Origin of the sequence: uncultured Ruminococcus sp. (genome assembly GCA_902785355.1) — a bacterium.
Taxonomy (GTDB): domain Bacteria; phylum Bacillota; class Clostridia; order Oscillospirales; family Acutalibacteraceae; genus Ruminococcoides.
In genome coordinates, this window is record CACZYF010000030.1 from 1 (window position 1) to 26,553 (window position 26,553).

Genomic DNA, 26,553 nt, shown 5'->3' on the forward strand with positions numbered 1-26,553 from the left:
GGGCGGGGGCTTGCTCCCGCCGAGACGCTGTGGTGACATCAATGTGAAACGCGGAGCAAATCAAAGGCTTGTCATGCTTCGCGTGAAAACGACAATTAGTGGATAGGTTCCGGCGGGAGACAAGCCCCCGCCCTACAACTCTATGCAACGTTTATACAATTCCTAATTCCTCATTCCTAACTCCTAACTTGTAGGGCGTTTTGTTCCTATCCGACGTTTTCGATATGGATAACGCCCGTCATTCGCGGGCGACCGATGGTCGCCCCTACGGCGGGAGCAAGCCCCCACCCTACAACTCTATGCAACGTTTATACAATTCCTAATTCCTCATTCCTAACTCCTAACTTCTCACTCCTAACTTGTAGGGCGTTTTGTTCCTATCCGACGTTTTCGATATGGATAACGTCCGTCATTCGCGGGCGACCGATGGTCGCCCCTACGACTCAATCAAGCGTCGGCTGTTTGCAGGCGTAAGGCTTACCCTTCATTCTTCTTAACAGATTAAAGTTTTGTTACAAAGTACTAATTTTTATTGATTTCACGGTTTTTCTTTGTTATGATAATACCAGTGACTTTTGTCATCGGAAATACATATTTAAAGGAGAGAAAAACATGAAAAAATTCATCGCTGAGTTCATCGGCACCTTCGTGCTGGTACTCTTCGCCTGCGGCACCGCGACCGTACTGGGCTGCTCCAATGAGCCCAACGCGGCATACGTGCTGACCGCTCTGGCGTTCGGTCTGGTCATCGTCGCGATGGCGTACTCCATCGGCAACGTCTCCGGCTGCCACATCAACCCTGCTGTCTCCATCGGCGTACTGCTGTCGGGCGGCATGAGCGTCAAGGACTTCTTCCTGTACATCATCGCTCAGTTCGCGGGCGCTACCGCGGGCGCGGCGGTACTCGGCGCGCTGGTCGGCTTCGACAAGAGCCTCGGCACCAACGGCCTGTTCAACGGACAGATCCTGCCCTCCCTCATCATCGAGTGCATCCTGACCTTCATCTTCGTCCTGGTCATCCTGAGCGTTACCTCGAAGAAGAAGTATGAGAAGCTCGCCGGCCTGGTCATCGGTCTGACCCTGACGCTCGTACACATCTTCGGCATCTACTTCACCGGTACCTCCGTCAACCCCGCTCGTTCCTTCGGCCCCGCAATCCTCAAGGGCGGCGAGGCGCTGAGCTCGGTGTGGGTATTCATCGTTGCTCCGCTGGTAGGCGGCGCGCTCGCGGCGGTCGTCTTCAAGGCGCTGATCAAGAGCAAGGAAGAGGACTAATCCATCCAAAACGCTGTATAAATCAAGAGAGGCTCCCCGATCGGGGAGCCTTGTTTTTGTATATCGGTTGGTCGCTTCGCTCTTTTTATACAATCCCTCAGTCTCCGTTCGGAGACAGCTCTCCGGTGTATGGATTCTGTAATCCAAATCACAGATTTGGACAGAATCTCACCTTTACCAAAGGGAGCCTTTGCAAAGTGTTCATTCAAAGAGGATATCAAAGAATTCGTCATAGTCAGCGATCTCATAGTCGCAGAGGTCGCTGCCGGTCGGGGCTTTGCCGCCGAGGTACAGGCAGGTGGTCAATCCGGCGTTTCTGCCGCCGAGCATATCGGAGGTCAGGCTGTCGCCGACTAAGATCACGCGGCTTTTGTCGGTGATACCGAGATCGCGGAAGATAAAGTCGAAGTACGCGCGGTCGGGCTTGCTCGCGCCGATCTGCTCCGAGATATAGATACCATCCGTGAACGGTCGGATCGCGCAGCGGCTGTAGCGCCCCGTCTGAGGGATGGTCAGTCCGTTGGTGGCGAGGTAGATCTTACAATATTTATGCAGCTCCTCGACGAACTCATAGGCGCCGGGGAGCAAAAAAGCCTGGTGCGAGAGGTTGTCCTCATACATCGCGTTCACTGCGTCAAAGTCGACTTCACCTGCGCCGATCTGCGCAAACAGGCGGCGAAAGCGCTCGGGCTTGAGGTTCTCGCGGCTGAGCTCTCCCCTCTCGAGCGCCTTCCAGCAGCTCAGGTTGATGGCGCTGTAGCGGCTGACGACCTCGTCGGTCGGCTCAACGCCGAACGCCTGCAACGTCAGGCTGACGGCGGTTTTCTCAGCGAGCTTGAAGTCGTAAACGGTCTCGTCCGCGTCGAGCAAGACGATATCGAAGCGCTGATGACGGTGATCAGACAAAGTCAGCGCCTCCCTGCATGAAGATGCCCGTGCGGGTGATGTCGGCATACAGCTCAACGCCCGCATAATCGGCGAGCGCGCCGATCAGCAGGTTCGGGTTGATGTTCAGCGTCGTGCCGGCGGGGAGGGTCAGAGAGAACGCTACCTTCTCGCCTTCATGGCGTTCATAAGCGAGGATATAGGGCTTTAGATCCACATCCTTCATGCCCTTTTTGGTCTTTTTCTGCACGATGATCTCGGGTAACGCAAGGAAAGAACCCAACTTATCCGATAATTCTTCAAAAGAAATTTCATTCTCCTTCATCGGCTCGAGAATGATCTCATAGCATGCCGATTCGATAGCGGCGGGCTTATGCACCGCCTCCGCGCAGCGGTAGACCCGGATCCCCTCGGGGAGGCAGGCGTTCAGCCGTTCGGGGATGACGGAGAGATCCTCGTCGTCATCGAGGATCCGGAAATCCATGCTCTCGCAGGTAGAGCCGAAGCCCAGCGACAGCGGCAGAGCGAAGGTGATATAGGCGTGGCGGTTGAAGCCCTCGGTGTGCCAGATATTCAGGCGACTTTTCCCGACGGCGCGGAGCATCACGCGGTTGGTATCAAGGTGGGAGATGTACTTACACGGACCGTTCTTCTCATAAAACACTCTGACGTTTTTCATAGCACACACCTCCTCCGTATTTTGCCGCGCCGCAGCCGAGGCACTTCTCGCGGCAGTTGGGTGAAGCCTCGCTCCTGTACGCGCGCTCGCACTCCTGACGTAAAAACTTCTTGCTCACGCCGTAATCGAGGTGATCCCACGGCAGAACCTCGTCGAAGGAGCGGCGGCGGTTGGCGTAAAAGGCGGGGTCGATCCCGCAGGCGTCGAACACCTCCAGCCAGCGCTCGAGCGAGAAGCAATCGCTCCAGCCGTCGAAGCGCAAGCCGCGGCGATTCGCCTCGAGCATCACGGCGTTGAGCCTGCGATCACCGCGGGCGAACACCGCCTCGAGGAACGAGGTATCCGAGGCATGATAGTTATAGGTGATCTTCCGCGTGGTGAGCGAGCTTTTGATGTGCTGCTGCTTTTCGCGCAGGGTATCCATCGTATCCTGAGGCTCCCACTGGAAGGGGGTAAACGGCTTGGGGACGAAGGAGGAGGCGGAGATCGTCACGCGGGGCGACTTGCCCTTGGGACGGTTCTCGGTTTGATAAAAGCAGTCCACCACCTTGCGGCCGAGCTCGGCGATCGCGGCGACGTCGTCCGGTGTCTCGGTCGGCAGACCGATCATGAAATACAGCTTCACGGTCGTGTAGCCGCCCTCGAAGGCGACGCGGCAGGTGTTCATCAGCTCGTCCTCAAAGACGTTCTTATTGATGGCGTTACGCAGGCGCTGACTGCCCGCCTCGGGGGCGAAGGTCAGCCCGCTCTTGCGCACGGTCTTGATCTGATCGAGGATATCGTCCGAGAATCCATCGACGCGCAGCGAAGGCAGCGACAAAGCGACGTTCTCGGGCTTTGCCCACTCGTTGAGGGCTTTGAGCATCGGCACGACCTGACTGTAATCGCTGGAGCTCAGCGAGCTGAGCGACACCTCGTCATAGCCCGTGTTGCGGCACAGGGCATGGCACTGGCGGCTGATGCACTCGACCGACTTCTCACGCACGGGACGATAGAGGAAGCCCGCCTGACAGAAGCGGCAGCCGCGGATACAGCCGCGGAAGATCTCCTCCACCGCGCGGTCGTGGACGATCTCGATATTGGGTACGACAAAATTGTCGGGATAGTAGCTCTCGTCCATGTTGATCATGACGCGCTTCTCGATCACAGACGGAGCGCCGTGAAGCGGGGTGATCGCGCTGACGGTACCGTCGGCGTTGTAGCTGACGTCGTACAGAGAGGGGACGTAGACGCCCTTGATCCGGGACGCGCGGCGCAGGAACTCCTCACGGCTTGTCCCCTCGCGCTTGCATACGCGGTACAGCTCGATGACCTCGAGGTCAACCTCCTCGCCGTCGCCGAGGAAGAAGATATCGATGAAGTCGGTGATCGGCTCGGGGTTACAGGCGCAGGGACCGCCCGCGACGACGATATGCTCGAGTCCGTGCCTGTCCTTACTCCGCAGGGGAATCCCGCCGAGGTCGAGCATATTCAGGATATTGGTATAGCTGAGCTCATACTGGAGCGTAAAGCCGATAAAATCAAAATCGGTCAGCGGATCGCCCGACTCGAGCGCGTAGAGCGGGATATCATGCCCGCGCATCTCAGCCTCCATATCGATCCACGGCGCGAACACACGCTCGCACCAGATATACGGCTTCTCGTTGAACTGGCTGTAGAGGATCTTGATGCCCAGATGGGACATGCCGATCTCGTAGGTATCGGGGAAGCAGAACGCAAAGCGCACGTCGACCTCCCGCTTGTCCTTCACGACCGCTCCCAACTCGCCGCCGACATAACGGCCGGGCTTCTGCACGCGCAGAAGCAGCTTTTCGATTTCCTTAGGATACATGACTTCACCTAGCTTTTTCGAGTGTTTTTATAATCAGTTGAGATTGCCGCAGCCCTGAAGGGCTTCGCAATGACTTATTTAAACAAAATCACCGTCAGATACAGCGATATTGCTAATAAAGAATAATTATAGCCGCTGTTCAGCAGCAGATACAGCCCCGCCGTGAACAGCGGGAGCAGAAATACAAAGGTCAGGATTCGCAGAACGTTCCTGCAAACCACAGGCGAAAAACGCCGCTGTAAGAGGATCGTCAGCAGATGGCCGCCGTCGAGGCTGAGCACCGGCAAGAGGTTGAACACGCCGAGCATCAGGTGCGGCATAGCCCATGCCGGAGCGAGCGGATACAGTACGGCAAAGCAGAAAAAGTTCATCAGCACGCCGCCGAGGGTGATCCACACGTCGGCAGCAAGGGTCGGGGCGTCATCCGCCTCGATCAGCACATCGAAAAGTCGAACCCTGATCCTCTTGACGGGCACGCGAAAGACGAGCGTCATCAGGACATGACCGAGCTCGTGCAGCGCCGCCGCCAAGAGGCACGCCGCGACATGCCCCTCGCGGTCGAGCAGAAGCACCGCGGTCATCGCCGCAACCGCCTCATATCCGACGGTCAGCTCACAGTCAGCGACCCTCAGCTTCATCGGGCGACGCCTGCACCTTCACCTCTCCGCCCGCGAACAGGCGGCTCAGATCCGCCGCGTCAAATACCGAGCGGGAGATCACGGGCTTTTGCAGTTCTTCTTTATAAAATTCGATAAAAGAATTATATTGTTCGTTCCCCATCGTCTTGAACAGGAACAGCACCAGCGCCGCGATCAGGCAGACCGCGAGCTGTAAGGTCAGCAGCAGAGGGAAGCTCCCCGATTCGGCTTTCCGGGATTCGGGGCTCACATTCCCGCTATCATCCTGCTTATCGAGCGGCTCAGGCTCGATCGGCGTGACCGCCGCGTTCTCGCGCCAGCCCTCCTCATAGATGATCTCACTGTTTCGGTCATTCATCCTATCACCCCGTACATTATACGAGACGACGGAAGGGATTATGTTATACTAATCCTTGATAAAAAGATTTAATCAGATATTAGTGATATATTTCGGATAGCGCGACGGGAGACGCAGACAGGCTGGCGCCTGTCAAGGAGCAGGATTAGTATTACATTTGATTGAACTGCTTCTGCCGCAGGCGGATGAAGAAGCCGATCGCGATCAAGAGGCACACGACCTCGGCGATCGGGAAGGCGTACCACATCACGATCATGTTCACCTTGGAGAGGATGAACGCCACGGGGAGCAGAACGACCAGCTGGCGGCATACGGACATGACCATGCTGTACATGCCCTTGCCGATCGCCTGGAACAGCGTACCGAACATAATGCCGCAGGCGGCGAACATGAACGACAGGCTGATGATCCGCAGCATCGGAACGCCGACCTCGGCGAGCCGGGCGTTTGCCGCCATATCCGCTGCAGCGTCGGACTCAAAGAGCGACAGCAGCCACTCGGGAGCGACATGGAACAGAAGCGTACCCAGCGCCATGATACCCGCCGCGATCACAACGCCGAGGTTGAAGGCGGAATACATACGCTTTTTATTACGGGCGCCGTAGTTATAGCCGATAATCGGCGAGACGCCCTGATTCAGCCCGAATACGGGCATAAAGACGAAGCTCTGGAGCTTGAAGTAGATGCCGAAGGCGTTGATATACGCGGCGGCATACGTGGCGGTGATATCCGCGACCGAGATAATGAGGTTGATGCCCGAGACCATCACGGAGCCGATGCTCTGCATGATGATCGCGGGGAATCCGACGGCGTAGATGTTCTTTAGCACCATGGCCTGTAGTCTGAAGCCCCTGAACGAGATCTTGACCTCGTGCTTTCTGAGGAAGAGCACCAACAGAATGAACAGCATCGAGCAGTGCTGAGCGATCACGGTCGCGATCGCCGCGCCGGCAACGCCCATGCGCGGGAAGAAGCCCACGCCGAAGATCAGCAGCGGGTCGAGGATGATGTTGATGACCGCGCCGAGCAGCTGGGTCAGCATCGGGAAGATCATGTTTCCCGTCGACTGGAGGATCTTCTCCCCCATCGTCGAAACGAGCATGCCGAACGAGATACACAGCACGATATTCAGATACGTCGCGCCGTAGCCGATAACGGTCTGATCCTTCGTGAACAGCGAGATGAACGGACGCGCCGCGAAAAGCCCCAGCAGGAGGAAGAACACCCAGTTGACGACGGCGAGGAACAGGCCTGTCGTCGCAGCGGCGTTCGCCTCTTTATAATTTTTCGCGCCGAGCCGTCGGGCGATCAGGGAGTTCACGCCCACCGCCGTACCGACGCCGAACGAGATCAGGATCAGCTGCAGCGGGTACGCCAGCGACACCGCCTGCAGCGCGTCGGGGTGGTACTGCGCGACGAAGATACTGTCGACAACGTTGTACAGCGCCTGTATCATCATCGAGAACATCGCGGGCAGCGACATCGTCAGCACCAGCGGCAGCATCGGCTTGGTGCCCATCTTGTTTTCTTTTATCTCACTCACAAAACTACCTTCCTTCAAATCGGTTATCAATCAGTGCTTTTGCTTCGCTTTCTCTTCATGATCAGGGTAACGACGAGGGTCACGATCAGCATACCGAACATCACGCCGCAGAAGTCGATCACCATATCGCTGACCTGACAGCTCCGCCCCTCGGGAAAGAGCTGGATCAGCTCGTCGATCACGGGAACCGCCGCGCCGATCGGCAGAACGGTCAGCAGCGCCTTCTTCCTGTCGAAACGGTAGAGATAGACCGTCGTGCCGAGCAGCGTGCCGAGCACCGTATATTCGGTGAAGTGCGCGAGCTTGCGGATGAACCCTTCGGTCAGGGTGATGTTGATATGGATGCTGTGTAAAAACGCGTTGATCATGTCGGTCAGCGGGGAGCTCTGTTCGGTGGACTCCACCGCACTGAGCGACGAGTTATAGAAGATCGCCGCGACCGCCGCCACCGTCAGAACGGTCAGCACGATCCGCGCGATCAATAATCGCTTGTTCATCTTTTCTCCTTACAGAGGCTCCCCCTGCCAAAATGGGGCGAGTTATTCCAGCATTATTTTAAACGTTTGCGCATAAGATGTCAAACAGAAACAGGCAAGTTTTCAGTATCAGTCAAATAAGTGTTGAAAAGCACGACAATTTCAGTTATAATGCTAATCGAACACGAAAAATACAAGGAGAATCACCATGCTTCATTATTTTATCGTTTTTCTGATCTCGATGGTACCGCTGATCGAGCTGCGCGGCGCGATCCCCTATGCTGTGGGCTTCCACTGTAATATGGTGTGGGCATACATCATCGCCATCATCGGCAACATGCTGCCCGTACCGATCATCTACCTCTTCGCGCGTAAGGTACTGCTGTGGGGCAAGGACAAGAAATATATCGGCAGGTTCTTCACCTTCTGCCTTGAGAAGGGCGAGAAGGGCGGCAGGAAGCTCGAGGCCAAGGCGGGTAAAGGACTCTTCGTCGCCCTGATGCTGTTCGTCGGCATCCCGCTGCCGGGTACGGGCGCGTGGACGGGTACGCTCGCCGCGTCCATCCTCGATATGGGCTTTAAGAAGAGCATCATCGCCGTGATGCTGGGCGTCATCATCGCGGGCGTGATCATGGGACTCGCATCGATGGGACTCTTCGGCGCGATCGGCGCGATCTTCGCTCCTAAGTAAGATGAAGAAGGAGCGCGTCTATGCCGCCGTCATCGGCGGCGGAGCGTCCGGGATGCTGTGCGCGATCCGCGCGGCTGAGCGTCATCCGGACAGGAGGATCGTCATCCTCGAGAAGGCTGACCGCGTCGGGAAGAAGCTGCTGGTCACCGGCAACGGCAGGTGCAACCTGTCGAACCTGAGCGCCGGAGCTAAAAACTACCACGGCGAGGGCAGCGAAAAGCTTATCAATATTCTATACGAGAATTATTCGCCCGAGGCGGTGCTTGAAACCTTTCACACGCTCGGGCTTTTGTCGCGTCCCGACAGCGAGGGCAGGGTCTACCCGCTCTCGAATCAGGCGAGCTCCGTGCTGGACGTCATCAGACGGCGGCTCAGGGAGCTTTCTGTCGAGGAACGCTGTAACGCCGACATCCGCGGGATACAGAAGAGCGGCGGCGGGTACGAGGTCTATACCGCCGACGGCGTGATCTGTGCCGACAGGCTCGTGATCGCTTCGGGCGGTCACGCCGACTACGCCGGCAGAGAGAGCGGCAGCAGGGATATTCTGCGCCTGCTCGGGCTGTCAACCGTCAAGCCTACCCCTTCCCTCTCGCCCGTCAATGTCAGCGGCGACCTGCTCAAGCCGCTCAAAGGCGTACGTGCCGGGGCGGAAGCGACCCTCATACAGAACGGCAGAGCCGTCAAGACCGAGCGCGGCGAGGTACAGTTCACCGAAAACGCGCTGTCGGGGATCTGTATCTTCAACCTCTCGCGGGAGGCGAACCGATTCGGCGGCGAGATCAGCCTGAACCTCCTGCCCGACTATAACAGCGAACAGATCACCGATGAGCTTACCGTGCGGGTACAGCGCGATCCCGACGCCCCCGCCTCGGAGATCTTCACGGGTATGCTCCACAAGAATCTCGGCTTATCCCTGCTGAAAGCGAGCGGCGTCAAGCCCTCCCGACCCTGCAAGGATATTTCTAATAAAGAATTATCAAATCTATGCCGGCACCTCACCGATTGGCGCTTTGTATGTGAAAAAAGCCGCGACTTTCGCAAGGCGCAGGTCACGGCGGGCGGCGTAAGGCTCAGCGAGATCGACCCGCGTACCTTTGAAGCGAAGAAGCACCGCGGGCTGTACCTGATCGGCGAGGCGCTGGATATCGACGGTGACTGCGGCGGCTATAACCTGCAGTTCGCGTTCGCGAGCGGCTTGTGCGCGGGGGACTGCTTATGATCCGATTGAACAACGTGCGCCTGCCCATAGGTTATGATGACGAAGATATCAAAAGGATCTGTTCAAAAGAACTGCGCGTTCCCGGTAAAACGATCATTAAAGCTTCGCTTTTCCGCCGCTCCATCGACGCGCGGCACAAGGACGATATCCACTACACCGCTACCATCGACCTGTATCTGAATACGGACGAGAAAACAGCGGTGAACCGCTCAAAGAACAAAAACGCCTCGATCACCGAGGAATACCGCTACATCCCCCTCACCCCGAGGGACAAAAACAAGCGCCCGCTGATCGTCGGCACAGGCCCCGCGGGGCTGTTCTGCGCCCTCACGCTGGCGCAGAGCGGCATCCGACCCATCGTTATCGAGCGCGGCTCCCGCGTAGAGGAACGCACCAAGGCGACCTTACAGCTATGGGAGCACGGGAGGCTCAACACCGAATGTAACGTACAGTTCGGCGAGGGCGGCGCGGGCACCTTCTCGGACGGCAAGCTGAACACCGGCACCAAGGACGGCAGAGCCCGCAAGGTGCTGATCGAGTTCGCCGCTCACGGCGCACCCGAAGAGATCCTCTACAACGCAAAGCCTCATATCGGCACGGACAAGCTCCGCGACACCGTCCGCAGCATCCGCGAGGAGCTGATCGCACTGGGCGCGGATATCTACTTCGACACCAAGCTCACCGATATCAAGACACACGACGGGAGGATCACTGCTGCCGAGGTCGAGCATAAGGGACAGAAGCGGCTGATCGAATGTAATGAGCTCGTGCTCGCGATCGGTCACAGCGCCCGCGACACCTTCGAGCTGATCCACGGCATGGGCGTCCGTACCGAGCCGAAGCCCTTCTCTGTCGGCGTGCGCATCGAGCACCTGCGAGAGAACATCGACCGCTCCCAGTACGGCACGGCTCACGACCGATTACCCGCCGCGTATTACAAGCAGAACGTCCACCTCAAAAACGGCAGAGGGGTCTACACCTTCTGCATGTGTCCGGGCGGTACGGTCGTCGCGGCACAGAGCGAGGAGAACACCGTCGTCACCAACGGTATGAGCGAGTTCGCCCGCGATAAGGTCAACTCCAACGCCGCGGTGCTGGTCTCGGTCAATCCCGAGGATATCCCCGGTGAGCACGCACTCAGGGGCATGTACTGGCAGCGCGAGCTCGAACACAAGGCGTTCACGGCGGGCGGCGGGGATTATCATGCGCCCGTATGCCGGGTCGGCGACTTCCTCAGCGGAGAGAAAAGCACCCGCTTCGGCGAGGTGCTGCCGAGCTTCCTGCCCGGGACGCGCTTCGCAAAGCCCGAAGAAGTCTTACCCGCCTTCGTGACCGATTCCCTGCGAGAGGCGATCCCGCTGATCGACCGAAAGCTGCACGGCTTCAGCCATCCCGACGCGGTGCTGACCGCTGTAGAGAGCCGCAGCTCCTCCCCCATACGCATCATCCGCGACGACAGTATGCAGAGCGTCACCCTCAGAGGGCTCTACCCCTGCGGCGAGGGCGCGGGCTACGCCGGCGGCATCGTCTCCGCCGCCGTAGACGGCATACGGATCGCCGAAAAGATCATACTGAATTAATACAAACACCGGAGCAGCTCCACCGTCCAAAAAGGCGATGGAGCTGCTTTTTCTATACGATCAGTCTATGATCTCCACCTCGGCGCTGTGGCGGATGGAGTAGATCAGGAGTTGTTTGACGGGCAGGTCAAGGCATTGTGTCAGCGCGTCGCGGTACAATCGGAGCTGCTCCGCGTAGCGTTCGGCGAGTTCTTCGGGGCGCTTTACGCGGTCGGTCTTGTAGTCGACGATGACCACCGCGCCGTCCTCGACGAAGGCGAGATCCACCGCGCCCTGCAGGATGACGGTCTCATCCTTAAAGCTTGTATCAATCCCGGGATTCACCCGTGATGCGGGGATACGCACGTTGAAGCGGTACTCCTTATAAACCCGCTCCGCGTTCAGGCAGCGGGTCACAAGATCGCTGTCAAAGAAGCGGCGGGCACGGTCGAGGTCAACGCTCTGCGCCTGTAACTCGGTCAGGTACCCCTGCTCCGTCAGACGGTCAAGCTCCGCTTCGATATCCTTACGCGCTTTTGCAAAATCCGCAAACTGCATGAAGGCATGCAGGGCGGTGCCCTTCTCGGCGGAGGTCAGCTTCTCGTCGCTCATAAAGGCGGGACGGTCGAGATGACGGTCGTAGGACTGCTCGGCGAAACGATGCGACAGGGTCGACGCTGCGACCTTCACGGGCAGGGCGCTGAGTCCGTCGTAGGGATAGCGGAAACCGACATGCGTATTCAGCTCGTCGATCACGGCACGGTTCGGCTCAATCGTCCGCTCGCCGTGCCCGGAATCCGTTTCTTCATCCGCAACGTCAAACGGTGTATCGATCACGCGGCATAATAAGGTAAAATCGCTCTGCGGCTCATAGTCCGCCTCGACCCCGGCATAATCGCGCAGGGGCTGACCGTCGGGGTGCAGCAGCGCGCACATCACCATCCAGTCGGAGAGGGTGGTCGCCGAACGCACGGCGAACGGCGCGATCTCACGCTGACCCGCGAGCTTCTTACCGATATTTGTGATATGATTCATCGTGCCCGACGACGGAGTCGAGACCATCACGAGCTTCTGCTTTGCGCGGGTCATGGCGACGTAGAGCACACGCAGCTCCTCGCTCATCTCGTCCCTTCCGAGCTCCATCGCGACCGCCGTACGCGGCATGGTATTGAAGCTTGCGGACAGGGCGGGATCATAGAGCTTTTGGGCGTAGCCGTAGCGCGAATGGAGCAATACCGCGGCGGTCGTATCGGACACAAAGCGCCGCGCGGTATTCGCGATGAACACGATCGGGAACTCCAGCCCCTTGGAGGCGTGGACGGTCATCAGCTCTACGCCGAAATCACCGCCCGACTCGCCCTGAGCAGGCGGCAGATCGGAGCCGTCCTCGATCAGCCGGTCAAGATAGCCGACGAAGGACGACAGTCCCCTTCCGGTATTCTGCTCGAAGGAGCGCGCATAGTCGAGCAGGAGCCGCAGGTTGCCCGAAGCACCGCCCGAGGGATCGGAGGCGCCGATGATCGGGAGGAACGACGAGCGCTCATAGATCACCTGTATCAGGCGGTACAGCGGCACCGTCACGCTCAGCCCACGGTAGTAGGCGAGCTCGTCGAGAAATCGCCCGGACTTACCGCTGCCGTTTTTGGCGTCCGTCGTCACGGCGGCGTACAGCGAGCCGCGCCGCAGTCCCGTTCGGATTCGGCTCAGATCGTCCTCGTCAAACGCAAAGACAGGGCTCATCAGCACCGACAGCAGGGGGATATCCAGCGCGGGGTTGTTGATCACCCTCAAAAAGTTGGTCATCAGCATGATCTCCCGCGCGCCGAGGAAGCCCGCGGCGCTCTCGGCGTGGGCGTGGATGCCGTACCGCTCGAACACCTCGCGGTACACGGCGCCGTAGCTCGACAGGTTTCGCATCAAGACCGCAAAATCGCTGTAGGTTGCGGGGCGGTAAGTATCGCCGTCCTTGACGGGGTATTGATCTGCGATCAGCTGATGGATGCGCTCGGCGATGAACCGTGCCTCGGCGATCGCCGCATCCTCCTCGCCGACGCCCTCCTTATCCACGATATCGAGCTCCACGGCGGGCTCGGGAGAGGTACGGTACACAGCGCCGGCATTCAGGCGTTCCTCGTCGCCGTATTCGATATCGCCGACCGCCTCGCTCATCAGCTTTCCGAAGAAGAAGTTGACCGCGTCGAGGATCGGCTTATCGCTTCTGAAATTCTTATCCAAAATGATCTTTGCGGGGAACCGCGGAGAATTTCTGTTGTATAAATATGCATTGTTTTTTCTTTTAACGAATAATTCCGGCATAGCCTGACGGAAGCCGTAGATGCTCTGCTTCACGTCGCCGACGACAAACAGGTTCCGCTCGCGGTCGGAGATCGTCTTGAAGATCGTGTCCTGTACCTCGTTCGCGTCCTGGTACTCGTCCACCATCACGCAGTCAAAGCGCGCGGCGATCTGTGCCGCCGTATCGGTCGGCTGCATCGACTCCTCGTCGATCAATAGTCCGAGCACCCAATGCTCGATGTCGGCATAATCCGCGACGCCGCGCTCACGCTTCAAGGCGGCGTAATGCTCATCAAACAGGCTGACCGCCTTGAAGATCTGTTCGGCATAATCCTTCAGCCGCTCGATATCGTACAGGCACATGGTCTCATCCTGTGCGTAGAGCTTCTGCAGCGTTTTGACGGTGTCCTTGAACACATCTCGGGCGGAGGACGCGGCAAGCTTGAGGGGATGATCCTTATAGCCGCGCGGCGTACTCAGCCGCCCCGGCTCAAAGGCTTGCAGAACGCTTTTGACGTCGTCCCATCCGCGTTCGGTCGCCGTGTTCAATCTATCCAAAAAGACCTGATAGCTCTCGAAAAGCGGCGTGAGCTTCTCGCTGAGCTTTTCATCAAGAGCGACGGACTCCGCGCCGCGGTCACAGAGCTGCTGCAGATAGATCAGCGCCTCACGCGTGTACTCGGTGATGATCCTGCCCCACACGCTGTCGGCGGCACCGTCGAAATCGGTATAATAAGCGAGCTTCTCATCCATCCAGCGCCGCGGGAAGGGATGGGAGCGCAGAAAGTCATAGAGCTTCGCGATATTCGTCTCGAGCCTGCTGTCGTCGCGGGCGGAGGCGAAGGTCTCCACCAGGCGGTGAAAACGCACATCCCCCTCGGCATAGAGCGAATCGAGGGTCAGGCGCATTGCGTCGCCGCGCAGGACGTTCAGCTCGCCCGTATCGGCGATACGGATATTGCGGTCGATATCCAGCTCGTAGAAATACTCGCGGCACAGCGACATACAGAAGGAGTCGACCGTCGAGATCTGCGCCTTCGACAGCAGTCGCTGCTGGCGCAGCAGATACGGGTCGGAGGGGTTCTGTCGGATGCAGTCGGTCAGCGCCTTTTTCAGCCTGTCGCGCAGCTCGGCGGCTGCCTTGCGGGTATAGGTCACCACCAAGAGACGATCGGCGTCGATCCCGCTCGCTGAATCGGTGATCATGCGGATGACGCGCTCGACCAGCACGGCGGTCTTGCCCGAGCCCGCCGCGGCGGAGACGATCACCGAACCGCCCCGCGCCGTGATCGCGTCACTCTGGGCGGACGTCCAATTCCTCGACATGCTCTCCCTCCTCTCGTGTTAAGTCGTCAAATACCTCTGCCGCCGTTCGTTCGACTGCCTCGCGGCAGGGATCGTCCTCGGCATGCAGACAGACGGACTGATACGCGCAGAACGCACAGCCGTCATACTTCTTACCCTTGAGCGGCAGATCGGCTACCGCGCCGTCGTACAGGCTCTCAGCCATCTGCGTGATGAGCCGCTCCACACGGCGGAATACCGCGCCGAGCTCCTCGAGGGTCGCGAGGCTCCCCGCCGAGGCGGAGACGGCACCGTCCTTGAGCTTTGCGGGGATATAGACGCCCTTGCCGTCGTGCTCCATGTGACCGATGACGTCGGCGTCGTTCAGGATCACGCCCTTCATCATGTACTTTTTCAGCACCTCGACACGGAGCTTCTCGGGATCGGTATCGGGATCGGCGGAGACCGACGGCGATACCGCGGGCATATACAGCACACCGGCGGGCGTGATCGCACCGTAACGGGGCGTGCCGTTCTTCTCGATCGCATACAGGTAGATAAACATCTGCAGGTTCAATCCGTACAGCAGATCGTTGATGTTGAATTCCTTGGTGCCTGTCTTATAGTCGACGACGCGCAGATAACGCACGCCGTCGGCGTCACAGAGATCGACGCGGTCAACGCTGCCGCGAACGGTCAGGCTCAATCCGTCGTCGAGCGGTACGGTATAGGCGGGGATATCCTCGCCCACGCCCAGCTCGAAGTCAACGGGGACGAAGTCGCTCTGCGACAATTCGGCGAGCATATGGGTCACGAGCTTGGTCGCGGTACTCTTGATCCGCATCAAAAGATAGACAAAACGCGGCGTTTTTCCCTCTGTTCCGCCGAAGTGCTCGTCGACATAGTCATCGAGGATATCGGAAACAGCCGAAGCGACCTGCGTTTCATCCATCTTTAGGTACTCCTCACGCTCATAACGCGAGAAGAACACCTCGAAGATACGGTGCATCAGCGTACCGTACTCCAGTGCGTCAACGGCGGCGCGGCGGCGTTCGCTGACCCTCAGTCCGTACTCGCAGAAATAGCGGAACGGACACTTGTGATAGACGTCGATCTTACTCGCCGAGAGTTGGATGCTCCCGCCGAACAGCTCTCGCGCAAGCGCCTTGTCACGGATCCTGCGCTCGCGGCGGGACAGTACGCCGTCGATGGCGGCGACGATCTCGCCGTACTCGTCGTCCGCGCGGAAATACGACTTCAAAGCCGCGATATCGGACGACGACGAGCGATAACGGCTGACAAGGTAATCGAAGGCGGCGCGCTTACTGACCAGCCGCTCGGTAAAAGGCACCTCGTCATAGTTGATAAAGCGGAGATCGGGCAGACAAAGCTGCGCCTCCCCGATGATATCGGAGGGCGAGAGAACCTCGCCGCGCATATCGGCGGCGGGGAAGCTGAGATACAGCCGCTCGGCGGCGGCAGTCAGCGCCGAATAGGCGTAGTAGCGCTCGGTGGCGGTCAGCTCCTCCACCGAGTCGGACAGCGGCAGGTGCAGGCTGTCCTTCAAAAATACGCGTTCGCTGTCGGTGAACACACCCGCTTCAACAGGTGTGCGCGGGAACTCGCCCTCGACGCATCCGATCAGGAACACCGCCTTCTTATCCGAGATCAAGCTGCGGTCGGCGGTGGAGACGTCCACCTCGTCCAGTCCGCGCGGGATGGTGCTGACCTGAGAGGCGGCGAAATTCGTATATAAAAGCTCCGCGAAGCGGCGGGGCGGCAGTATGTAATCTCCGAGGACGGCGACGGTCTTGTCGAGTACCTCGCACAGCACGTTCCACATACGCACGAGGTCGGCGGCGAGGGCTTCTTCTCCCGCTGTCTCCAGCCCGTCGCACATCGCGCCGATCCGCTCGTCCGCCTTGAGGTCGTAGAGCAGCTTCATCAGCGCCTTGGCGATCGCTCTGCCGTCCGCGTCGGCGATCGCCTTACGGAACCTGCGGAGCTTACCGATCACGTCGGCGCGCAAGGTCTCGACCGCGCCGAGCTGCGCTTCTTCCGCTTCGGTCATCTGCTCGCCGAAGCCCGAGGGCGACGCGGTAAATTCATCGAAAAAGCCTTTGCCGCTGATATCCCAGACGAAGAGGTAATTCTCGAAATCGGCGATCTCAGCGACCGAATACGGGGTCAGACCCGTCTTGAGCAGGGTCAGAACGTCCTCGCGGTCGAAGCCGCGGGTCACGATATCGAACGCCGCGTTCACCAGCCGAACGATCGGCATCGCGTCGATATTCTGCGGCTGGTCCATAAAATAGCGGATATCGTATTTATCAAAGTAGGTTTCGAGCACGCCGCGGTAGCCGTCGGTCGCGCGGGCGATCACGGCGATATCACGGTAGCGCATCCCGCCCTCGACCAGCCTGCGGATCGTGCAGGCGACATAGTCGCACTCGTCGTACCGTCCCGAGGCGCGGTAGACCGTCACGCGGTCGGTCGGGTCGGTGAGAGGCTCCTTCTCCACGCGATAGGCGTTCTCCTCCAGTGCGATCAGCGCTTCATCGCCGAAGCGGCGGGGCTCGGTCAGCGTCGTCAGCGGAGCGACCGCGATCCCGCGCTCCCGCGCCATACGACTCAGGCGCATGCGGGTACGGCGGGGCACGAAGAACAGCTCCGCGCCGTCCGGGGTACCGTCGTCGGTCAGGGCGACAAGCATATCCGCCGACTGCGCCATCAGCTGATCGATCACCTCGTACTCCTGCGAGGTAAAGCCGTAGAACGCGTCCAGAGCGACCGTATAGCCCGCGAACAGCGGATTCTCGGCGAGGAGATCACGCACCTTGGTCAGCGAATCCAGCGGATCCATATAACTGCGCTCCATGATCGCGCGGTAAGCGTCATACACCAGCGCCGTATCGCGCAGCTTGCCGCTGAGAGTAGGGTCATCCAACGAGTCAGCCGCCTGATAGAGGGCGTCGATGCCGATCGAGCACTTCTGATATTCCTTCACAGCCGAAAGCATCAGCTCGCGCATGTCGGCGGTATCGCCGCGCTTATCGAACACAGTCAGTGCGTCCCCCACCTGAGAGAGCGCCAGGCTCATCATCATATGGCGCACGCCGTCGTCGGCGAAGGTCGCGAAGCGGTGACCTGTCGCCTCAAAGACATAGTCGCATAAGCGCGAAAAGCCCAGCACCGAAATGTTGCGGGACAGGGCGGGTCCCAACAGATCGAGGAACGCCGCCTCCGTCTCGAACGAGATCTGGTCGGGTACCAAAAAGAGCAGTTTCTCGCCGCCCGCCCGCGCAAGCTCGGCGAAACGCCGCCGCAGGTATTCACTTTTTCCGTAGCCTGATCGGCCCAGTACAAAATGCAGCATCCTATCCTCCGTATCGATGATCTGCTGTCAGTATAGCATATAGAATATCCCATAAACGGGACTTAGTCTTCGGTCTTTATCCCGTTAATTGTAAAAGTAAATGCAAGTAATACCCACTATTTACTTTTACAAACAAGCATTTAGTTTTACAAAATCATATTTTCGCTCTGACGTTCGCCCCGCATTTCATTTATCACGATCCCCTTTGAGCTGTTGGAACCATTCCACCAGCTTGAAGCGGAAGTCGAGCTTATCGGAGGTGACAACGCGGTATTCGCCGCGGTCGAGCCGGTCATGCAGCTCGCTGTCGCAGGCGGCGCCCACACAGAGCGACGGGTACATCACGCACCACCAGTTATGTCCTCTGCCCGCGCCGATGGTCAGGCGCAGCGCGTCATAGGTACCCGCAGGCATCGTGAAGCGCTCGTAATAGCGGGTGTCAAAGTACATCTCGTCCAACTCGGCACGCACGGGATAGGTAAAGCCGCGGGAGCGGATCTCATCCGCGGCAACCTCCTCGATCTCACGCAGATGATCGCGGGTGATCGCGATCGCCTGTTCCTTGTCGGTACAGCCGTCGTAGTAGCGCGCGCACGCCCCCACTACCCGATCGCGCACCCCGAGCTTTAAGCTCTGGTCGGCGGCGGAATCGGAATTCGCGAGGATATGTATCCGCAGAACGTCGTCGCATAATTCTTCACAAGAATCAAAAAACGGCAGTGACGCCAGCATAAGCGAAAGGATCACCGAGAGCACCAGAAGGTGAATATATTTCTTCAAAAGAATTACCTGCCTTTATAAAATGTTCGTTTCTATAATCGGCAGGTAAAACAAATGTTATTCAGTCTTTTCAACAAAACAGCCGTCCTTGGTCGGCTTGGTCAGGAAAACCTTGTCGTATTTCTCTTTGAGAGTATCGACGCAGGCTTGCGCTTTTTTCTCATTCAGAAAAATACCATATACCGCAGAGCCCGAACCGCTCATGGAAGCGCCCAGCGCCTTACAGCGGAGCATGATCCTCTTGATCTCGTTGATCTCGGGCAGCTCGAGCACCTGCTCAAACTCGTTGTACAGGCAGGTTGAGAGTCCGCGGATATCGCGGCCGTAGAGTCGCTTGATCAGCTCGTCCGTATAGAGGAAGCCCTTCGGCGGTCTTGCGTCGCAGGCGGCGTACGCCTGAGCGGTCGAGACGTTCAGCTCGGGCTTGCAGAGAACGATAGAGCACTTCGGGAGGGAAGCGAGCTTTTTCAGCGTCGTACCGGTACCCGTAGCGAGCATCGTACCGCCCAACAGACAGAACGGCACGTCGGAGCCGAAGCGGGAGCAGATCTCCGCCATCTCCTGCTCCTTGAGATGCGTTCCATAGATCAGGTTGAGCGCCAGCACCGCGGCGGCGCCGTCGGCGGAACCGCCCGCCAAGCCCGCCTGCGTCGGGATCACCTTGTCGATGGAGATGCGCAGGGGCACGGGACGGCTTTCGGTGTATTTACAAAAGGCTCGTACCGCCTTACAGACGATGTTGCTGTCATCGGCGGGTACATCGGGATAAGCGGGACAGCTCACCTCGATCCGATCCCCCTCGCCTTCGAGCCGCCCCACGGTGACGGTATCGTACAGCGAAACCGTCTGCATCACCATGGCGACGTCATGATAGCCGTCGGGACGTTTGCCGACGATATCGAGGGTCAGGTTGATCTTCGCGGGGGCTTTAACCGTTACAACAGGCTCCCTTTGGTAAAGGGAGCTGTCAGCGTCAGCTGACTGAGGGATTGCAAGATTTGTCAGAGTGAAACGAGTATCCTCTTGTTTCATATTAAAGTTCCTTCAAAAATTCGCGGATGAGCTGCATCGCGCGGGTAAGGTGCTTGATCGAGTACGAATAGCTCAGGCGGACGTAGCCCTCGCCGCAGTCACCGAACGCCGAGCCCGGCACGAGCGCGACATGCTTGCTCTGTAAAAGGCGGGTGCAGAACTCCTCGCTCGACAGACCCGTGCTCTTGATACACGGGAAGCAGTAGAACGCGCCCTCGGGGTTGAAGCAGGTAAGCCCCATATCGTTGAGCGAGCCGACGACGAAGCGGCGGCGCATATCGTACTCGTTACGCATGGTCTCAATATCGTTATCGCCGTGTCGGAGCGCTTCGATCGCCGCGTACTGAGCGGTGGTCGGCGCGGACATGATGCAGAACTGGTGCAGCTTGACCATCATCGCGATGATCGGGGCGGGACCGAGCGCGTAGCCTAAGCGCCAGCCGGTCATGGCGTACGCCTTGGAGAAGCCGTTGATGACGACCGTGCGCTCCTGCATGCCGTCGATCGAAGCGACGGAAACGTGCTTCTTGCCGCCGTAGGTCAGCTCGGAGTAGATCTCGTCGGAGAGCACCATCAGGTCATGCTTCTTCACGACCTCGGCGATCGCCTCGAGATCCGCGCGCTCCATGATACCGCCGGTGGGGTTGTTCGGATACGGCAGGATCAGCAGCTTGGTGTTCGGGGTGATATGCTCCTCGACCTGCTGCGGGGTCAGGCGGAAGGCGTCCTCCGCCTTTGTCTCGATCAAAACGGGCGTCGCGCCCGCCATCACCGTCAGCGGCTCGTAACAGACGAAGGACGGCTGGGGGATCAGCACCTCGTCGCCGCGGGTGACCAGACACCGCAGCGCGATATCGATCGCCTCGCTGCCGCCGACCGTCACGACGCACTCCTCCGTCGGTGAATATGTAAGGTGATATTTTCTTTTATAGAATTTTACAATCTCCGCGCAAAGCTCCTTGAAGCCGCGGTTCGGGGTGTACCAGGTCTTGCCCTTCTCGAGCGAAGCGATACCCGCCTCGCGCACGTGCCAGGGAGTCTGGAAGTCCGGCTCACCGACCGACAGGGAGATCACGTGATCCATCTCATTGACGATGTCGAAGAAGCGGCGGATGCCCGAGGGCTTGACCGACCGGATCGACTGCGCCAGCTTATCGGTATAATCCATCAGACAATCATTTCCCTTCCGTCGTTTTTGCTGTCGATCAGCGAGACGCCGTTCTCCTTATAGCGCTTGAGCATAAAGTGGGTCGCGGTGGAGAGGATGCCGTCCATCGCGGCGAGGTGCTTGGCGACGAAGGCGGAGACGTCCTGGATGGTCTTGCCCTTGACGGTCAGGAGCAGGTCGTAAGCGCCCGCCATCAGGTAGACGGTCTCGACCTCCTCATAGGCGAGGATACGCTCGGCGATATCGTCGAAGCCCTTCTGCTGCTGGGGGGCGACCTTGAGCTCGATCATCGCCATCACGCCCGAATCCGGCACCTCGTCCCAGTCGACGACCGCCTGATAACCGCGGATGATACCGCTGTTCTCATACTCCTTGATCTGTGCCGCAATATAATCCTCGGGCTCGCCGAGCATCATCGAGAGCTGCTCGGTGCTCAGGGAGGAATTCTCACTTAAAAGCTGTAATAATCTGTCCATATTTTTCTACCTTTCTGTATTTAGTAAGGGCGAGCATTGTCGCCCGGGAATGACGTGCGTTATCCATATTGAAACGTCGGATAGGATGTGCAATGCCCTGCGAAAGCGGGCGGTCAATGACCGCCCCTACGACGATAACCGATCAAGCCCTCATGTCATCTGTAATGCAGGCTCACCGCAGGCGCTGAGGGAGTCGATGCACGCGGCGGCGGCGAGGCAGAACATCTCCCGCTCCTCCTCATACACAAGGAGCTGCGTACAGCACTTTGCGAAGTCCCTGCCCGCTTCGCAGACAACGGCGGTATCGGCGTCGAGGATCGAATACGAGCCCGACAGTACATCGCCGCGGATAAAGAAGCTGATACCGCTGAAGCGTGCCGACGCCCGACCGCTCGAGACGGCGATATTCAGGCGGATGCTTTCTCCGCCGGCGCTGATATTGTACAGGCACAACGCCGAGAAGCCGAGCGAGCGGATCTTGCAGACCGTCCCGCCGTCGGGGGTACGGATCCTCATGCTCCCGCCGGAAAGGCTGCGCTTACCGGTGATCACATACCGCAGCTCGCCCCTGTCGTCAAACACCCGATAGCGGGCGTTGAGATCGGCAGTATCACGTTGTAAAAACAGCTTCATCTTCATCACCGCTGATAGTATTGTCAAAAACAGGGAAAATAATCATCATTTGGTTGAGATCGCCGAAAATCGGCTTTTCGCTTTGAGCTTCGAGCTTTAAGCTTTGAGCTATCATATCAGCGTCCTGCGGTAGGTTCTGCCGAACAGGACGAAGGTGCCGAGCTCGCGATGGGGCTCGAACCTCACAAGGAAGCAGGTGGTATAACCGAGGATCAGCCAGAAGAACGCCACCATGAAGTTGATGTTGTACAGCAATCCGACCTCGATAAAGGAATAGACCAGATACGCGCAAAGGAATGAGTACATACACGGCAGAACGCTTTCTTTAAGTCCGTCGCTGCGAAACACATGCACGGTAACGTGCTTGAACAGCCGCAGTCCGAAGATGCTGAAGAACAAAAAGCCGATGATACCCGAACAGATAATGATGGTGATATAGCCGTTATGGAAGTCGGTCATGATCGGCGCGAGGATACCGTAGCCTTTTGAGAAGCGGATGCCGTCCTCAAACATGCGGTTTCCGTATTCGTAAACGTTGCCCTTGCCGATGCCCATGATCGGGTTCTGCATGAACATCTTCGCCGCCTGCTGCCAGAGCTTGAAGCGGCCGGAGTCGATATTGGTGTTCTCGTGCTCGAAGGTGACGACCGCCTCCTCGCCGACGATGATATCGGGTACGTCCTCGGCGATCCTGACGGGCTCGCTCGACTTCATGATCTGCACAAAGCCCGCCTGGGTCACGTTGCGCATAAAGAACAGCGACGCTACGATAAACGCGCCCAGCACCAGACACGCGGCGGATTTCGTGAGCACCTGCCACACCTTCAGCTTGCGTTCCGAGCCGAACATCTTATAGATCAGGAAGAAGATCGCGTAGCAGATCATCAGCATCAACGCACCGTTGGAATCACACAGGATCAGCGAGATCGCGTTGATCGCGACGCACGAACCGATCCAGATGCGGCTGACGCGTTCTCTGCCCGAGATCGCGATGAAATCCTTCTTTAACAGCATGTGACAGCAGAAGATCGCGCAGACGTTGACGAAGCCCAGCTGGTTAGGGTTCGCGAACATGCCGTCGAAGCGGTTGTCGAATACGACGAACTTGAACCACAGCACCTCGAAGCTGATCTTCGCCATCAAAAACGCCAGACCCATCACGCCGAGCACCGTGGTGATATACACGATGAAGCGGCAGACCGAGTACAGCTCGCGGCGGAAGTTAAGGTGCTTCTCGGTATGTACGCCGTAGAATACGAAGAAGCACAGCGCCACATGCAGCAGCATGATGACGTTGTAGGCATTGTACAGGAAGGAGTCGGCGAGGTGGATGATACAGGTGATCGTCGACGACAGCAAGAACGCGACCAGCCACGCGCCGTAGCGCGTTTTCAGGATCGTGTGATACCTTCGCTCGTTGTAGATCATCAGGAACACGCCCCAGATAAACAGCACCGCGAGCACCGCGTAGGCGGGGATCAGTACAAACGAAATATTGCTGCAAAACAGACATATAATATAGCTGCGCCGGAACAGCGAGGTATCCAGCACCGCCTTCTTGAATTTACTCATAACGTCCTCTTACGAAAAAACGTGTTTCACGGTAGAGAGCATCAGCTTGATGTCGCGGCGGAAGCCGAAGCGCGAGATATACTCGAGGTTGTACGCCATCTTCTGCGGTAAGATCTCCTCGACATAGATGCGGTCGACCTCGTCGGGATCGCTGACGTCGCCGATCAGCGCGTCCTCATCCTTGAACTTGATGGACGCAAGCGACGTGATGCCCGCGGGCATCAGGAGCGTCGCCATCATCGCGGGGGTATAGCGGTCGACATACCGGCGCACCTCGGGACGGGTGCCGACGATGCTCATCTTCCCCGACAGAACATGGAAGATCTGCGGCAGCTCGTCGAGACGGAAGCGGCGCAGCGTCCTGCCGATGCCCGTGATACGGTTATCGTTCGCCGAGGTGACCAGCGCGCCCGCCTTGTCCGCGCCGACAGTCATGGTGCGGAATTTCCAGATACGAAAGGTCCTGTTGTACTTTGTCACGCGCTCCTGCTTATAGAGCACGGGACCCTTGGAGCCCAGCTTGATGATCACCGCGATCACCGCCATCGGGATCAGCAGAAAGACCAGCATGATCAGCGCCAGGATAAAATCCGTGATACGCTTAAAGCACAAGCTCAGGCGCTTTTTATAAAGCACGTCATAATAAGGCTTGACCTCGTCGTTTTGAAAAATCTCGGGCAGCCTGTCAAACGGTAAAAGAATCATGATTCCTCCGAATATTCAACGTAAACTGTTTCATAATAGTTTACGTTGATTTCACACAGCTTATCACAAAGCCTATAGATATTTGTATTATACTACAAACGGGCGATTTTTTCAATATCCCGACGAAAAATAGTCTTTTATGAAATATTGTGAAATCCACTTGACTTTAGGGTGTTCCGATAGTACAATATAGACAAAGAAGCCAAAGGAGTTTTACCAATGGACAACGAATACAAGCCCGATCTGATCACCCTGATCGACGAGGATAACGTAGAGCACAACTTTGAGATCCTCGACACCGTTGAGAACGAGAAGGGCGTGTTCTATGCGCTGTATCCGATCTTCGATACCGCGGAGGAATCCGTCGAGGACAGCGGCGAGTATTACATCATGGAGGTCATCGACGAAAACGGTGAGGAAGAGCTCGCCGAGGTCGAGGACGAAGCGCTGCTGGATGAGCTGTCGGCGATCTTCGAAAAGCATTTTGAAGAGATGTTCGACGACGTCGAAGAAGAGTGAGCTTCGGCAATTTTATCCGATTTACCAAGCCTAATATCCTGCCTGATTCGCGTATCGGTCGCAAATAACCCTACAACCCTTAAATCGGGAGCTTAGCTCCTTCGGCGGTGTGCAGACCTCCCATCCGTATGGACGAAGGGAGCCTAAAGCCGCAGGGCGGGCACCCACCTGTCATTCTGTAGGCAGGTTATCTTAAGACCGTTGCGATCAGGCGGGATTCCCTATTTTAGTTAAGAAATAAGAAATAAGAACTAAGAAATAAGAAACAAAAAAAAGAAATAAGAGCTGAAACCAAAGCATATAAGTTGAAACAACAGCAACACAGACACGCCGCCGAAAGCGGCATTTCTTTTTCATTTCTCTTTTACCAAGGTGATTATCATGAAGATTTCCGTATTAGGCTGCGGCCGCTGGGGCAGCTGCATCGCGTGGTACCTCGACCGTATCGGTCACGAGGTCATCTCCTGCGGTTTGCAGGACGCGCCCGAGCTGCAGCAGCTTCTGACGACGCATAAAAACGACTACCTCACCTTCCCCGAGAGCATCACGGTCACCTATGACCACAAGCTCGCGATCGAGAGCGCCGAGGTCATCGTCATCTCGATCTCGTCACAGTATCTGCGCGATTACATGAAGACCATCACGCAGTTTGACCTTGACGGCAAGGCGATCGTCCTGTGCATGAAGGGTATCGAGGTCACGACAGGCAAGCGGCTGACCCAGGTCGTCGGGGATTTTGTCGATACCTCAAAGACCCCCGTCGCCGTATGGGTTGGCCCCGGACATCCGCAGGATTACGTCAAGGGCGTGCCGAACTGTATGGTCATCGACAGCGAGAACGAGGAACTCAAGGAAAGGCTGGTACATAGCTTCAACAGCGAGCTGATCCGCTTCTACATCGGCACCGACCTGATCGGCTCCGAGATCGGCGCCGCGGCGAAGAACGTCATCGGTATTGCGGCGGGTATGCTGGACGGCGCGGGCTATACCTCCATCAAGGGCGCGCTGATGGCGCGCGGTACCCGCGAGGTCGCGCGGCTGATCAAGGCGGCGGGCGGCAACGAGATCTCCGCGTACGGACTTTGTCACCTCGGCGATTATGAAGCGACCCTCTTCTCGGCGTGGAGCCACAACCGCCGCTACGGCGAACAGTTCATCAAGGGCGAAAAGTTCGAGAAGCTCGCCGAGGGCGTCATGACCTCCAAGGCGATGCTCAAGCTTGCCGACACGCTGGGCGTCGACCTGCCGATCACCACGGCGGTCTACCGCATCCTGTTCGAGCACGCCGACCCCAAAGCAGAGCTCGGCAGCCTCTTCACCCGTTCCATCAAAGAGGAGTTTTAATTCCAAATCAGAAATATGTGAAACGCAGGACTGTCAAAAGGCAGTCCTGTTTTTATGTAGGGTGAAAAACCGCCGTAGATTTAGGAGTTAGAAGTGAGGAGTGAGAAGATGTATAGAATTGCAGGGGCGGTCATTGACCGCCCGCTGTCGCAGGGCGTGGCATATCCTATCCGACGTTTTCGATATGGATAACGCCCGTCATCCTCGGGCGACCG

Annotated in this window: 23 protein-coding genes and 1 other RNA gene; 7 read left to right on the top strand and 17 right to left on the bottom strand. The window is 57.8% G+C overall.

From position 1 onward, the window contains the following. The first annotated feature begins 612 nt into the window (after nucleotides 1–612). A complete protein-coding gene (locus R2I50_RS07655) occupies nucleotides 613–1,275 on the top strand; it encodes an aquaporin (RefSeq protein WP_316608560.1) in 663 nt (220 codons plus the stop codon). A gap of 201 nt (nucleotides 1,276–1,476) precedes the next feature. Here R2I50_RS07655 and R2I50_RS07660 read toward each other — a convergent pair whose 3' ends face one another. The 7 genes from R2I50_RS07660 to R2I50_RS07690 all read right to left on the bottom strand — a co-directional run bounded on the left by R2I50_RS07660 (nucleotide 1,477) and on the right by R2I50_RS07690 (nucleotide 7,706). Then, entirely contained in the window at nucleotides 1,477–2,181 is a 705-nt protein-coding gene (locus R2I50_RS07660) for a YjjG family noncanonical pyrimidine nucleotidase (RefSeq protein ID WP_316608561.1), read from the bottom strand. Then, nucleotides 2,174–2,839, bottom strand: a complete 666-nt coding sequence (locus R2I50_RS07665) for a TIGR03936 family radical SAM-associated protein (protein WP_316608562.1) — start codon at nucleotides 2,837–2,839, stop codon at nucleotides 2,174–2,176. Before R2I50_RS07665 ends, R2I50_RS07660 begins: the two co-directional genes overlap by 8 nt. Next, nucleotides 2,814–4,670 (bottom strand): TIGR03960 family B12-binding radical SAM protein, encoded by a 1,857-nt coding sequence (locus R2I50_RS07670; RefSeq protein WP_316608563.1) that lies wholly within the window; start codon nucleotides 4,668–4,670, stop codon nucleotides 2,814–2,816. The genes R2I50_RS07665 and R2I50_RS07670 overlap by 26 nt, the downstream gene beginning before the upstream one ends. A 74-nt stretch (nucleotides 4,671–4,744) precedes the next feature. Continuing rightward, nucleotides 4,745–5,308 (bottom strand): site-2 protease family protein, encoded by a 564-nt coding sequence (locus R2I50_RS07675; RefSeq protein ID WP_316608564.1) that lies wholly within the window; start codon nucleotides 5,306–5,308, stop codon nucleotides 4,745–4,747. After that, on the bottom strand, nucleotides 5,289–5,666 hold the full coding sequence (locus R2I50_RS07680) for a hypothetical protein (RefSeq protein WP_316608565.1): 378 nt from the start codon (nucleotides 5,664–5,666) through the stop codon (nucleotides 5,289–5,291). The genes R2I50_RS07675 and R2I50_RS07680 overlap by 20 nt, the downstream gene beginning before the upstream one ends. A gap of 151 nt (nucleotides 5,667–5,817) precedes the next feature. Next, nucleotides 5,818–7,209, bottom strand: a complete 1,392-nt coding sequence (locus R2I50_RS07685; RefSeq protein WP_316608566.1) for an MATE family efflux transporter — start codon at nucleotides 7,207–7,209, stop codon at nucleotides 5,818–5,820. Between the two features lie 26 nt (nucleotides 7,210–7,235). Continuing rightward, nucleotides 7,236–7,706, bottom strand: coding sequence for a VanZ family protein (locus tag R2I50_RS07690; RefSeq protein ID WP_316608567.1), 471 nt, complete (start codon nucleotides 7,704–7,706; stop codon nucleotides 7,236–7,238). A 187-nt stretch (nucleotides 7,707–7,893) separates the two neighbouring features. Here R2I50_RS07690 and R2I50_RS07695 point away from each other — a divergent pair, with 187 nt between their 5' ends. Genes R2I50_RS07695 through R2I50_RS07705 form a run of 3 tightly spaced genes read left to right on the top strand, consistent with a single transcriptional unit; the run spans nucleotide 7,894 to nucleotide 11,175 of the window. After that, complete coding sequence (locus tag R2I50_RS07695) at nucleotides 7,894–8,376, top strand: small multi-drug export protein (protein ID WP_316608568.1); 483 nt, start codon at nucleotides 7,894–7,896, stop codon at nucleotides 8,374–8,376. A gap of 1 nt (nucleotide 8,377) precedes the next feature. Further along, on the top strand, nucleotides 8,378–9,595 hold the full coding sequence (locus R2I50_RS07700) for an aminoacetone oxidase family FAD-binding enzyme (protein ID WP_316608569.1): 1,218 nt from the start codon (nucleotides 8,378–8,380) through the stop codon (nucleotides 9,593–9,595). Next, nucleotides 9,592–11,175, top strand: a complete 1,584-nt coding sequence (locus R2I50_RS07705) for an FAD-dependent protein (RefSeq protein WP_316608570.1) — start codon at nucleotides 9,592–9,594, stop codon at nucleotides 11,173–11,175. Before R2I50_RS07700 ends, R2I50_RS07705 begins: the two co-directional genes overlap by 4 nt. A 60-nt stretch (nucleotides 11,176–11,235) precedes the next feature. Here R2I50_RS07705 and addA read toward each other — a convergent pair whose 3' ends face one another. The 10 genes from addA to R2I50_RS07755 form a co-directional block, all read right to left on the bottom strand. After that, nucleotides 11,236–14,775 (bottom strand): helicase-exonuclease AddAB subunit AddA, encoded by a 3,540-nt coding sequence (addA, locus tag R2I50_RS07710; protein WP_316608571.1) that lies wholly within the window; start codon nucleotides 14,773–14,775, stop codon nucleotides 11,236–11,238. Continuing rightward, the gene (locus R2I50_RS07715) at nucleotides 14,744–18,109 is read right to left on the bottom strand and encodes a PD-(D/E)XK nuclease family protein (protein WP_316608572.1); all 3,366 of its coding nucleotides are present in this window, start codon (nucleotides 18,107–18,109) and stop codon (nucleotides 14,744–14,746) included. The genes addA and R2I50_RS07715 overlap by 32 nt, the downstream gene beginning before the upstream one ends. A gap of 186 nt (nucleotides 18,110–18,295) precedes the next feature. Continuing rightward, complete coding sequence (locus R2I50_RS07720) at nucleotides 18,296–18,889, bottom strand: stage II sporulation protein R (RefSeq protein WP_316608573.1); 594 nt, start codon at nucleotides 18,887–18,889, stop codon at nucleotides 18,296–18,298. A 57-nt stretch (nucleotides 18,890–18,946) separates the two neighbouring features. After that, entirely contained in the window at nucleotides 18,947–19,921 is a 975-nt protein-coding gene (gene ispE / locus R2I50_RS07725; protein WP_316608574.1) for a 4-(cytidine 5'-diphospho)-2-C-methyl-D-erythritol kinase, read from the bottom strand. A gap of 1 nt (nucleotide 19,922) precedes the next feature. Continuing rightward, a complete protein-coding gene (locus R2I50_RS07730; protein ID WP_316608575.1) occupies nucleotides 19,923–21,089 on the bottom strand; it encodes an aminotransferase class I/II-fold pyridoxal phosphate-dependent enzyme in 1,167 nt (388 codons plus the stop codon). Continuing rightward, nucleotides 21,089–21,565 (bottom strand): Lrp/AsnC family transcriptional regulator, encoded by a 477-nt coding sequence (locus R2I50_RS07735; RefSeq protein WP_316608576.1) that lies wholly within the window; start codon nucleotides 21,563–21,565, stop codon nucleotides 21,089–21,091. Before R2I50_RS07735 ends, R2I50_RS07730 begins: the two co-directional genes overlap by 1 nt. Before the next feature lie 150 nt (nucleotides 21,566–21,715). Further along, on the bottom strand, nucleotides 21,716–22,198 hold the full coding sequence (locus R2I50_RS07740; RefSeq protein ID WP_316608577.1) for a hypothetical protein: 483 nt from the start codon (nucleotides 22,196–22,198) through the stop codon (nucleotides 21,716–21,718). Further along, complete coding sequence (locus tag R2I50_RS07745; RefSeq protein ID WP_316608578.1) at nucleotides 22,176–22,313, bottom strand: hypothetical protein; 138 nt, start codon at nucleotides 22,311–22,313, stop codon at nucleotides 22,176–22,178. Before R2I50_RS07745 ends, R2I50_RS07740 begins: the two co-directional genes overlap by 23 nt. Then, nucleotides 22,310–23,770 (bottom strand): O-antigen ligase family protein, encoded by a 1,461-nt coding sequence (locus R2I50_RS07750; protein ID WP_316608579.1) that lies wholly within the window; start codon nucleotides 23,768–23,770, stop codon nucleotides 22,310–22,312. Before R2I50_RS07750 ends, R2I50_RS07745 begins: the two co-directional genes overlap by 4 nt. 9 nt (nucleotides 23,771–23,779) lie before the next feature. Continuing rightward, nucleotides 23,780–24,475 (bottom strand): sugar transferase, encoded by a 696-nt coding sequence (locus tag R2I50_RS07755; RefSeq protein ID WP_316608580.1) that lies wholly within the window; start codon nucleotides 24,473–24,475, stop codon nucleotides 23,780–23,782. Between the two features lie 219 nt (nucleotides 24,476–24,694). Here R2I50_RS07755 and R2I50_RS07760 point away from each other — a divergent pair, with 219 nt between their 5' ends. The 3 genes from R2I50_RS07760 (at nucleotide 24,695) to R2I50_RS07770 (ending at nucleotide 26,338) form a co-directional block, all read left to right on the top strand. After that, the gene (locus tag R2I50_RS07760) at nucleotides 24,695–24,994 is read left to right on the top strand and encodes a DUF1292 domain-containing protein (protein WP_316608581.1); all 300 of its coding nucleotides are present in this window, start codon (nucleotides 24,695–24,697) and stop codon (nucleotides 24,992–24,994) included. A 32-nt stretch (nucleotides 24,995–25,026) separates the two neighbouring features. Then, a non-coding RNA gene (gene ssrS / locus R2I50_RS07765) (6S RNA) lies at nucleotides 25,027–25,216 on the top strand. A gap of 159 nt (nucleotides 25,217–25,375) precedes the next feature. After that, nucleotides 25,376–26,338, top strand: coding sequence for an NAD(P)H-dependent glycerol-3-phosphate dehydrogenase (locus tag R2I50_RS07770; RefSeq protein WP_316608582.1), 963 nt, complete (start codon nucleotides 25,376–25,378; stop codon nucleotides 26,336–26,338). The last annotated feature ends 215 nt before the right edge of the window (nucleotides 26,339–26,553 follow it).